Below are 11,450 nucleotides of genomic sequence, written 5' to 3' on the forward strand. Positions count from 1 at the left end.
GGCTAATTTTTGCTCAAAACTGTATTTTCTGCGTTTATCCATAAAAATGCCCCCTAAAAGTGTCTAACTTTTAGGGGGCAGTACATATATCCGCTTCTATCTCCCTTAATCCTTTATAAAATCAAAAAGTAAAAATCCAGCTAATCAGTATAATCAGCGTAATCCTGCTCCAAGACAATTTAAAATCGCCGAAGGCGATGCTACGCCTGTTTCTTGCGCTGGATGGCTTTTTCTGCTGCTGCAACGATGTGATCTGAATCGAGGCCATATTTTTTCAGCAGGTCCAGTGGTTTACCGCTTTCGCCGAAGGTATCGTTGGTGCCCACGTATTCGATGGGAACGGGTGTATGGCGGGCGGCTACCTGTGCGATGCTGTCGCCAAGGCCACCGAGTACATTGTGTTCTTCGGCAGTAACGGCGCAACCGGTTTTTTTCAGGGAAGCGATTACTGCTGCTTCGTCCAGTGGTTTAATGGTGTGGATGTTGATGATTTCCACGCTGTAGCCTTTTTCTTCCAGAACTTTACCGGCTTCGATGGCAATCCAAACCAGGTGACCGCAGGCGAATAAGGTGATATCTGTTCCTTCGTGGAGGATCTGTGCTTTACCCACTTCAAATTTCTGGTCTTCCGCGGTAAAATTGGGCCATTTCGGGCGACCGAAACGGAGGTATACCGGTCCTTCGTAGTCGGCGATGGCGATGGTAGCGGCTTTGGTTTGATTGAAATCGCAAGGTACGATGACAGTCATTCCGGGCAGCATTTTCATCATGCCGATATCTTCCAGGATCTGGTGGGTGGCGCCATCTTCACCCAGGGTAAGTCCTGCGTGGGAAGCACATATTTTTACGTTCTTGTTGGAATAGGCAACAGACTGACGGATCTGGTCGTATACCCTTCCGGTAGAGAAGTTAGCGAAAGTAGTGGTGTATGGTATTTTACCGCCGATGGTTAAGCCTGCAGCGATGCCAATCATGTTGGCTTCTGCGATACCTACCTGTACAAAGCGATCGGGGAATTCTTTAATAAAAGCGTTCAGTTTCATAGAACCGAGCAAATCTGCTGTCAGTGCAACTACATTGGGGTTTTTACGACCTACTTCGAGTATGCCCTCACCAAACCCGCCACGGGTTTCTTTTTCATTTAGTGGTTGAATATCTTTTACCATTGTGGTCTTTTTAAAAATGAAGCGTAAATGTAAACATTAAAAAATGAGGATCCTAGTTACTCAGTACTTTATTACGCAGGCTCACTTCCCATTGCCAGGCGGTGCGCATACTGTCTTCGATACCAATTTTTGGCTCCCAGTTCAGCTTTTCCTTCGCCTTACTGTTATTGGCGTAAATAGAGATCACATCTCCTTCCCTGCGTGGGCCGGTGGTGTAGTTTAATTTGATGCCGGAAATTTTTTCAAATGCTTTGATAGCTTCCAGCACGGTTACGCCGTTGCCGGTACCGAGGTTAAACACTTCACAGTTGCTGGTATTGTGGTGTTCTATAAGGTATTGGAGCGCTTTCGTGTGAGCGGCGGCGATATCCATTACGTGGATATAGTCGCGTACGCAGGAGCCGTCGCGGGTATCGTAATCGGTGCCGAATACCGTCATTTTTGGAATTTTACCGATGGCGGTTTGGGTGATTACGGGAACCAGGTTGTCTGGTTTTCCCAGCGGCAGTTCGCCGATAAGTGCAGATGGGTGTGCGCCTACCGGGTTAAAATAGCGGAGCAGGATGGAGTTGGTTTCATTTACCCGGCTATAGTCTTCGATGATTTGTTCACCCATTTGTTTGGTACGGGCGTATGGAGACTGGGCTTCGCCGAGCGGTGTTTCTTCCACTACCGGGAGGGCTTTGGTATTGCCGTAAACCGAGCAGGAAGAGGAGAATACGAGGTTGGGTACATTGTATTCTTTCACGCATTTCAACACATTGACCAGCGAGGTGATATTGTTCTGAAAGTACATCAGGGGCTCGTTTACAGATTCTCCCACTGCTTTCAGGGCAGCAAAATGGATGACGCCAACGATATCCCGGTTTTCATGAAATACCGCATTGGTGTCTTCCAGGTTACAAAGATCTACTTTGTAGTTGCGTACCTTTTTTCCGGTAATTTTTTCGATACCATCTAATAATTGGGTGCTGCTCCTGATATTACTGTCTACAGATACTACATCAAATCCATTATTGATCAGATCTACAATAGTATGCGCGCCTATATAGCCACAACCACCCGTAACAAGAACCTTCATGATATTTCAGATTTACGTTTATTTGATATTTCAGAAAACTTTTTGATTGAGCACCGTTTCGAGGTAAGCTCCGTAGCCGCTTTTCAGTAAAGGTTTTGCCAGATCCTTTAGTTGGCCGGCGTCAATAAATCCTTTACGGTAGGCGATTTCTTCGATACAGGCTACTTTAATTCCTTGTCTTTGTTCTATTACCTGTACAAATTGGGATGCCTGCATCAGCGAGTCAAATGTGCCGGTATCCAGCCATGCTGTTCCGCGTGGTAAGATAGAAACTTTTAATTTTCCCCGCTGCAAATATTCTTTATTTACATCTGTAATTTCATATTCGCCGCGTGGACTGGGTTGCAGATTTTTAGCGATTTCCACTACTTCATTATCGTAGAAGTAGAGTCCGGGTACAGCGAAGTGGGATTTCGGTTGTGTGGGTTTTTCCTCGATGGACAGTACTTTCATGTCCTGACCAAATTCCACAACTCCATACCTTTCCGGGTCGGATACCTGGTAGGCATATACGATGCCGCCGTCGGGGTTAGTGTTATGAGCCAGTTGTGTACCGAGTCCTGCCCCGTAAAAGATATTATCACCCAATACCAGTGCTACTGTGTCCTGGCCGATAAATTCCTCGCCGATTACAAAAGCCTGGGCCAGCCCATTGGGGTTGGGTTGTTCCGTATAAGTCAAATTCAGTCCCAGTTGTTGACCATTACCGAAGAGCCGTTGAAAAGCCGGCAGATCGTGTGGGGTGGAAATGATCAGGATATCCTTGATGCCCGCCAGCATCAGGGTAGACAGCGGGTAATAGATCATTGGTTTATCGTAGACCGGCATGATCTGTTTGCTGATAGCATACGTAATGGGGTGCAGCCGGGTGCCGGAGCCGCCGGCCAGGATTATTCCTTTCATTTGCAAGATCAATTTTTGATGGTCACTAACTTAACTCTTCCGATCAGAAGAAAACCGCACAAAAATAGCGGCTCTCTTTCAATTGGCGTCTTTTTTTTATAAAAAAAGCTCTCCGGAGGTTACGGAGAGCTTTTAAAAGTATCTGTTGGTTCACTTTTTTAAATGAACAGGTTTACGATGAAATAGGTGACTGCGGCCAGTAATCCACTGATGGGAATGGTTAAAACCCAGGCCCACAGCAGTGATACGGTAACCCCCCAACGAACGGCAGATAACCTTTTGGTAGCCCCTACGCCCATGATAGCACCCGTAATAACGTGGGTGGTACTGGCGGGAATACCCAGGTGTTCCGTGAGGAAGAGGGTAATGGCGCCGGAGGTTTCAGCAGCCACGCCTTCCAGCGGGGTTACTTTAGTGATACGGGTTCCCATTGTTTTCACAATTTTCCAGCCACCGCTCATGGTGCCGAGTGCGATACAGGTAAAGCACGCCAGCGGTACCCAGTCCGGCATTTCCTTGAGGCTGCCGATATAGCCGGCAGATACCATTGCAGCAGAGATGATCCCCATTACTTTCTGGGCATCGTTACTACCGTGACCAAGGCTTAATGCCGCGGAGGAGGCCAGCTGCAGGCGTTTGAACCAGCTTTCTGCCCGGTATGGATTTGCCTTACGGCAGATATTTACAATGATGAGTGTTATTATAAAGGCCACCACCATACCTATGAGAGGCGCCAGTACAATGAAATACACTGTGGGCAAAACTTTGTGGAAATTGATTACGTCAATATTGCCACCGGAGGCGGTTACAGCTGCACCAATGAAACCACCTATCAGGGTATGCGAGGAGCTGGAGGGAATTCCCAGCCACCAGGTGAAGAGGTTCCAGGTAATAGCTGCCACCAGGCCGCAAAGGATTACTTTCAGCGTGATAAACTGCTCAAATACCGAGTTGGCTACGGAATTGGCTACTTTAAACTCACCGATGTAGTATTTGGCAACAAAAAAGGCCACAAAGTTGAATACTGCGGCCCAGAGTACTGCCTGGAAAGGCGTAAGCACTTTGGTCGACACAATAGTGGCGATAGAGTTGGCGGCATCATGGAAACCATTGATATAGTCGAAAATGAATGCCAGTATGATAATAATTACTAGTAAAGTCATGACATCAGGAGAATTATGCGTTCAGAACTGTATTCCCCTTTATCAGGAGTACTTGATAATAATGGTTTCTATTACGTTGGCGCAGTCCTCGCACTTATCGGTAGCGATTTCCAGGGCCTGGTAGATTTCACGCATTTTAATCAGTTCTGCGGCGTTCTGCTCTGTATCAAAAAGGTCGGCGATAGCCATATCGTAGATATCATCAGCATGGTTTTCCAGGCTGTTGATCTTTACGCAGGCATCGGTAATGATGCGCATATTCTGCATATTGCGCAGTTCGGGGATTGCTTTGGCAAGTTCCAGTACACCCAGGTGGATCAGTTCCGCCAGTTTGCGGATGCTGTCGTTGATGTAATGTACTTTATAGAGATCCATTCTTTTGGCAGAACCATGGATGTAATCTGCCACATCGTCCAGTGTTGCCGCCAGGTAGTGAATGTCTTCACGGTCAAACGGAGTGATAAAGTTTTGTCCGAGCTCTACAAATATGCGGTGTGTGTAATCGTCGTTTTTGTGTTCCAGGCGTTCTATCAGGTGTACCTTATCCTTTCTCACAGCCAGATCTGTGGTGGCTACCAGCTCATTGAGCACAGTCGCCATTTCTACCAGATTGGAAGCTACGTCTTCAAACAAAGAATAAAATACCCGGTCTTTCGGCATGAATAGTTTAACAAAAGAATTGAAGCCTCCCATACGTTTGAGTTTATAAAATTTGCCGCAAAAATAGCTTTCAGAATCTATCCCAGCCAGTAAAAAACGTGAATTAATAATTCCTTAACACTGGATTAATATAAAAGTAATATAGCGATTTTTCCTTTGCATAGAAAATTATACTCATAAACAGGCTGCCTACAACCTGTACATACAAACCTATAATGTCGGATAAACGCCCATTAGATATAGCCGTAATTTCAGATGTTCATCTGGGAATTTACGGCTGCCACGCCAAAGAGCTGATTCAGTACCTGGATAGTATCGACCCGCGGATATTGGTGCTGAATGGGGATATTATCGATATCTGGCAATTCAGCAAACGCTATTTTCCAAAGGCGCATACCAAAGTGATCCGCAAAATCCTGAAGATGATCGGCAAAGGCACCGAGGTGTATTACCTGACAGGTAACCACGACGAGGCCCTCCGTAAATACGCAGGGTTTGAGCTGGGTAACTTTACGATCGATAATAAGCTGGTGCTGGACGTAGATGGCAAAAGACACTGGTTCTTTCATGGAGATGTGTACGATGTAACCATGAAAAACTCCAAGTGGCTGGCCAAGCTGGGCGGAAAAGGGTATGATCTGCTGATTATCCTCAACCGGCTGGTCAATCATGTGCTGGAAAGCATGGGGAGGGAAAAGATGTCTTTCTCCAAAAAAGTAAAACAGGGGGTGAAGTCGGCCGTAAAATTCATTTCCGATTTTGAACAAACCGTTGCCGAAATAGCCGCCGATAAAGAGTTTGATGTAGTGTGCTGTGGTCATATCCACCAGCCCCTGATCAAAGAAATGCAGGTGGGCGATAAAACAATCACCTATCTGAATTCGGGCGATTGGGTGGAAAGTCTTACTTCCCTTGAATATACCAACCAGCAATGGGCCCTGTACCAACACCCCGTTACCCGGAAGGGCACCGTACTTGCAGAGGACGACGATGATGGACTCACCGACTGGGATGCTACCCGTATTATTACCTTCCCCGGCTCCTGATTTTTTCTTTCTTATTATTACATTTAAATATTTTAAATATATTTATATTTAAATACTATTTTCACAAAATCATAACAAGCGCTTAATATTAAATTAAAAGTAGACTACTAAGTTTGCCAGAGAAATAATTAAGTGTGACGATAGTGGCACATTTAGATAAGCAAGAAAAACAGCTAGATGAAAGTATTGAAGTTACATCCTTTAATGACGATCTCCCTATTGCAAATGCAGATCCAGCGTTTGCTTTATTGTAATGTGGCCGTGTATGTGCGTAATTCGCTTGCCAATACATTTGATACATTAAAAGACGCAGGTTTTGAAGAAGATGTTCTGATTGAATATCCTATCGATGAAACACTGAGTTTGCGGGAGTTTGAGGAAGAAGTGGAAGAAAGGTTCAATTTTTCACTGGAGTTGTGCAACAAAGACAACAAACCCTTCATGAATAAAAGCCAGCACTTATTCCAGATTGCCTGCCCGGTAGCCGACAGAAACACAGACCGTAATTACCAGCTGGATATTTCCCTTGACATGCTGACGAATAATAACCGTCAGTCGCCCCAGCAAAATATGTGGTAATTATTTGTTCGCCCTCTTTTATATCCTCTCAGCTGACCCGGCTTATCTTCTCTTTAAAATTAACTACGCGAAAAACCTTTTATCAATTAACATTCTCGTAATGCCCCGTTAACACTGCGGTAATGTAGTGCCAATACTTTTGCCATCAAATATTAAAACGGCCTTAAAACCGTATTAAAATCTGATTAAAAAATTATTGTGAAACGAATCTCTTCTATACTTATCTGGACACTGTTAGCGTGTTGCTCCTTCGCCAATGCTTCCTTTGCAGCTGATCCCGCCAAAATCACCGGTAAGGTTACCGACAAGAAAACAGGTGAAGCCATCATCGGGTTAACTGTAGTAGTAGCTGGTACCGGCAAAGGCGCAGTAACAGATGTGGAAGGAAGGTACCAGATTTCAGTTGAACCCGGCACTTATACCCTGGAGTTTAAATTCATGGGGTACCAGACGAAATCAGTTTCGGAAGTAATCGTAAGTGCAGGTAAACCTACGTACCTGGACATTGTAATGGAAGAAAGAAGTTCCAAAAGCCTGAAGGAAGTGGTAATCACCGGAACGGCCAAACAGGAAACCATCAATTCCCTGCTTACGCTGCAAAAGAATACCAACACAGTAGCACAGGTAGTATCTGCAGAAGCCATCCGTAAATCGCCGGACAGAAATACCGGAGAAGTATTGAAACGAGTATCCGGCGCCTCTTTGCAGGAAGGTAAATACCTCATTGTACGCGGACTCGCCGACCGTTATAATCAGGCCACGGTTAACGGCGCCCTGTTGTCCAGTACAGAACCAGACCGGAAAACATTTTCCTTTGACCTGTTTCCATCCAATATTGTTGAAAACATCGTCATCAATAAAGCAGCTGTACCTGAATTACCGGCAGAATTTGCGGGTGGCCTTGTACAGGTAAATACAAAAGATATCCCTTCCGAAAATTTCCTGACAGTATTGGCCGGTACGGGTTTTAATACCATGTCGGCCGGAAAGGACTTTAACACTTATAAAGGCGGCAACAAAGACTGGCTTGGGGTAGACGATGATACCAGAAAGCTCCCGTCTTCCTTTCCATCTACCAAAGCCGGTTATGATCAACTGTCAACAGCAGATAAAATTGCTGTATCCAAATCATTCCCGGATATATGGTCGGTAAATACAAAAACAACACCGCTTAACTCTAATTTCCAGATTGCCGGCGGTATCAATAAAGGAAAAGAAGGTAACCGTTTTGGTGCGGTACTGTCGCTAAGCTACAACCGTAACAACCGTAATTTCGATACTTACCGTACCGACTTTGATAATGACGGATCCCGGATCTACAACTATTACGATAAAAAATCTACTCAGAATGTATTGTGGGGCGGACTTGCTAATTTATCCTACCAGTTTGGCAAGAATAAGATCAGCTTCAAAAACCTGTACAGTGTTAATTCTACCGTGGCTACCACAGTAAGAACTGGTAACGATATTCCATCCGAAACAGATGTACGCGCTTATGAATTGGGATTCAACAGCAACCGCATCTATACTTCGCAATTATCCGGTGAGCATTTCTGGGAGAAAGCAAAGGTGAAGATCAAATGGAACGGCAGCTACACCAACATGAAACAGGATGTGCCGGATCTTCGCCGGTTGGGTTATAACAGCATTGCCGGTAAGAATGATTTTTATGCCAATATATCTTCCGGTGGTTCCGCTACCCTTACTGGTTCCGGCCGTTTCTATTCCAAACTGAATGATAATATTTACGGTGGTATCCTAGACCTGAGCCGGTTTGTGAAAATCGGTGGCCGGCAACAACAGGTAAAGATGGGTTACCTGGTTCAGAGTAAGGAACGTGGTTTCACGCCACGTGCGCTTGGCTACACCCTTTTTGATGCCGGCGATCCTTATGCACATGACCTGGTGCGCTTAACTCCCGATAAATTATTTGCACCGGAAAACTTTACCGACCGCTTATTGCGGATGGATGAAATTACCAATACGCCGGATGCTTATGGCGCCAATGCGCTGCTCAACGCAGGTTACCTGCAGTTTGATAACAATATTTATGAGAAATGGCGACTGGTATGGGGGGTGAGAGTGGAGAACTTTGACCAGTCGATTAAATATAACCAGAACGGACCACAGAATAATAAAACTACGGTAACGGATATATTACCTTCCGTGAACCTGACCTACCTGCTGAATGCAAAAACAAATATCCGTTTCAGCGCATCTCAAACCGTTATCCGGCCTGAGTTCCGTGAGCAGGCGCCGTTTGCCTTCTACAACTTTGATCTCATGGCTACCGAATCCGGTAACTCTAACCTGAAGAGAAGTAAGGTGACCAATGTAGATCTGCGCTATGAGCTGTATCCCCGCTCCGGAGAAGTATTAACCATTGCTGGTTTCTACAAGCACTTTGAATCTCCTATTGAAAGATTTTACAATAGTGGTGCGGGTTCTGTTGGTTTAACCTACCTGAATGCTCCTAAGGCGAATAGCGCCGGCGCCGAAGTAGAATTTAGAAAGAATCTCGATTTTCTGAATCCTGATAATGCAGGATTCTGGCATTCTTTCACGGTGTTTTCTAATGTGGCCTATATCTATAATAAAGTTTCTTTCGAAAAAGATAAAGTGCTGAAAGCACGGCCTATGCAGGGTCAATCTCCTTATGTGATCAATGTAGGTTTACAGTTTGAAAAAGAATCTACCGGTACTGTGGCGAATGTATTATTTAACCGAATTGGCAGAAGGATTTTCATTGTAGGTAACGACACGGAGCCTGATGTATATGAAGCGCCGAGATCTTTACTGGACTTCATGGTAGCGCAGAAGGTTTTCCGTAAAGGAGAAATCAAGCTGACCGTAAGTGATATCCTGAATCAGCCGGCTAATTTTTACCAGGATAATGACGACAACGGCAAGTACGACAAAACATCAGACTTCCTGAGAATAAGTACCAAAGGCGGTACCAATGTGAATCTTTCTTTCTCTTATAAATTCTGATAAAGAGAAGCGTAATAATAGGAATAGTAGATTTTAAAAATTGCATTTAATTTCAATCCATCTGACATGAAAAAAATTCTGTTTCCTGTAATGTTTTTGGCGGTGATTATCTCATCCTGCGGCAAAGACGATGATCCTACAACTCCGCCACCGGCTCAGCCAGTAGACATGACTAAGGCTACTATTGAAAGAACCAGCGATAACAGTGAATTTAAGGAATCTCCTGAAACACTGCCAAAGCAGATCACTTCCAATACTGTTTTGAAAACAGGTAAAACTTACCTGCTGACTGATTTTACTTTTGTATTGAACGGTGCAACTATTAAAATAGAACCAGGTGTTACCATTAAAGGATCCAAGTCTCCGAATAAAGGTGCGCTGATCATTACCAGGAATGGTAAGATTGATGCACAGGGTACTGCTGCCGCTCCGATTGTATTTACATCCAGCCAGGCTACTCCTAACAGTGGCGACTGGGGTGGTATTATCCTGTTGGGTAATGCGCCTAACAATGGTGCAAAAGACGGTATTGCCGGCTTACAGGCCATTGAAGGCGGTGTAAATGAAACGGCTACTGGTTACGGTTTACATGGTGGTACCAAAGCTGATGATAACTCCGGCATACTGAAATATGTCAGAGTAGAATATCCAGGTATTGCCTTTGCCGTAAACGATGAAATCAACGGTGTTACTTTTGGTAGCGTTGGTTCCGGAACTACCATTGATTATGTACAGGTAAGCTATTCCGGCGATGATTCGTTCGAATGGTTTGGTGGTACAGTAAATTGTAAGCACCTGATCGCTTATCGCGGCACAGATGACGATTTCGATACTGATAACGGTTTCTCCGGAAAGATCCAGTTTGGCCTGGTACTGCGTGATGCTGCTATCGCTGATTTCGGTCCGAGCGGTGCTTCCAACGGTTTTGAATCTGACAACGATGCGGACGGTACTACCAAAACGCCGCAAACTGCTGCTACTTTCAGCAACATGACTATTGTAGGACCTTACGCTAACGCCGCTCCGGCTGCTACTGCTGCTCCTTACAAAAGAGGTGCGCATATCAGAAGGAACAGTAAAATTTCAATATTCAACTCTGTATTTGTTGGCTGGCCTGTTGGCTTGTTTGTGGATGGTGCGCTGACAGAAGCAAATGCTACTTCCAATGCACTGGAGTACAAGAATAACACCATTGCCGGTAGCCCACTGGTGGTAGCTGCTGGTACCGCAACATTTAATTCCCTGGCCTGGTTCAGCACTGCAGCATTTGCCAATAAAACACTGGCTGCTGTTACTGATGTGAAACTGACCAATACTGGGTATACTACTTTTGATCCAAGCCCCGCAGCTGGTTCTCCGCTGTTGGCTGGTGCGGATTTCACCAACGCGAAATTAGGTGGTGGCGCTTTTACTACCACTACCTATGTGGGTGCAGCAGCAGCAGGTGACACCTGGTTTAAAGGCTGGACCAAATTTGCAGATAAATAGTATTTATTTAAATTTCATAAACTGTAATCTTAGGCCGCCCGGGTTTTTACCCAGGCGGCTATTTTTTATTTGCCCAGTTTAGCCATATACTTCTCCGGTGCTTTTTCAAACACATTTTTGCAGGTAGCCGAGCAAAAATGCAGGGTATCTGTTTTATATACTGCCCATTCTTTATAACTGGTATCGTAGGGCATTTCACAAACGGGGTCCGGAAGTTTATTGACTGCAATAGCTGCTGGTGTTTCGGCAGCGGGAGCAGTAGTATTTTCAGCGGGCGCCTGCTTTTGTGCGCAGGCAAACAGGAATAAGGCGCTACACGTAATGAATATATATTTCATAGAATTTTTTAACGAAGGTATAGATAAAAAAGAAT

At 44.9% G+C, this 11,450-nt stretch carries 10 protein-coding genes; 4 read left to right on the top strand and 6 right to left on the bottom strand.

Annotated elements, in window-relative coordinates:
* Nucleotides 1-200: 200 nt before the first annotated feature.
* The 5 genes from ACLHR0_RS30865 to ACLHR0_RS30885 form a co-directional block, all read right to left on the bottom strand.
* On the bottom strand, nt 201-1,166 hold the full coding sequence (locus tag ACLHR0_RS30865) for a transketolase family protein (protein WP_370911140.1): 966 nt from the start codon (nt 1,164-1,166) through the stop codon (nt 201-203).
* 52 nt (nt 1,167-1,218) lie between these two features.
* Nucleotides 1,219-2,247, bottom strand: coding sequence for a UDP-glucose 4-epimerase GalE (gene galE / locus ACLHR0_RS30870; protein WP_370911139.1), 1,029 nt, complete (start codon nt 2,245-2,247; stop codon nt 1,219-1,221).
* 30 nt (nt 2,248-2,277) lie between these two features.
* Nucleotides 2,278-3,150, bottom strand: coding sequence for a glucose-1-phosphate thymidylyltransferase RfbA (gene rfbA, locus ACLHR0_RS30875; RefSeq protein WP_436491618.1), 873 nt, complete (start codon nt 3,148-3,150; stop codon nt 2,278-2,280).
* Nucleotides 3,151-3,308: 158 nt separating this feature from the next.
* Nucleotides 3,309-4,313 carry an inorganic phosphate transporter gene (locus ACLHR0_RS30880; RefSeq protein ID WP_370911137.1) on the bottom strand — a complete coding sequence of 335 codons (1,005 nt, stop codon included), beginning with the start codon at nt 4,311-4,313 and terminating at the stop codon, nt 3,309-3,311.
* Nucleotides 4,314-4,355: 42 nt separating this feature from the next.
* Nucleotides 4,356-5,006 (bottom strand): DUF47 domain-containing protein, encoded by a 651-nt coding sequence (locus ACLHR0_RS30885; protein WP_079469694.1) that lies wholly within the window; start codon nt 5,004-5,006, stop codon nt 4,356-4,358.
* 182 nt (nt 5,007-5,188) lie between these two features.
* Between ACLHR0_RS30885 and ACLHR0_RS30890 the strand changes: the two genes are divergently transcribed.
* From ACLHR0_RS30890 to ACLHR0_RS30905, 4 genes are all read left to right on the top strand, one after another.
* Nucleotides 5,189-6,019: a UDP-2,3-diacylglucosamine diphosphatase gene (locus tag ACLHR0_RS30890; RefSeq protein WP_429044131.1), complete on the top strand. Its 831-nt coding sequence runs from the start codon at nt 5,189-5,191 to the stop codon at nt 6,017-6,019.
* A 177-nt stretch (nt 6,020-6,196) separates the two neighbouring features.
* Nucleotides 6,197-6,598 carry a hypothetical protein gene (locus ACLHR0_RS30895; protein WP_370911135.1) on the top strand — a complete coding sequence of 134 codons (402 nt, stop codon included), beginning with the start codon at nt 6,197-6,199 and terminating at the stop codon, nt 6,596-6,598.
* 198 nt (nt 6,599-6,796) lie between these two features.
* The gene (locus tag ACLHR0_RS30900; protein WP_436491619.1) at nt 6,797-9,589 is read left to right on the top strand and encodes a TonB-dependent receptor domain-containing protein; all 2,793 of its coding nucleotides are present in this window, start codon (nt 6,797-6,799) and stop codon (nt 9,587-9,589) included.
* Nucleotides 9,590-9,655: 66 nt separating this feature from the next.
* Nucleotides 9,656-11,077, top strand: a complete 1,422-nt coding sequence (locus ACLHR0_RS30905) for a hypothetical protein (RefSeq protein ID WP_429044137.1) — start codon at nt 9,656-9,658, stop codon at nt 11,075-11,077.
* A 65-nt stretch (nt 11,078-11,142) separates the two neighbouring features.
* Here ACLHR0_RS30905 and ACLHR0_RS30910 read toward each other — a convergent pair whose 3' ends face one another.
* A complete protein-coding gene (locus ACLHR0_RS30910; protein ID WP_429061919.1) occupies nt 11,143-11,415 on the bottom strand; it encodes a YHS domain-containing protein in 273 nt (90 codons plus the stop codon).
* Nucleotides 11,416-11,450 lie beyond the last annotated feature (35 nt).

This window comes from Chitinophaga sp. ARDCPP14, from assembly GCF_051362515.1.
In the GTDB taxonomy this organism is placed as follows: Bacteria; Bacteroidota; Bacteroidia; order Chitinophagales; family Chitinophagaceae; genus Chitinophaga.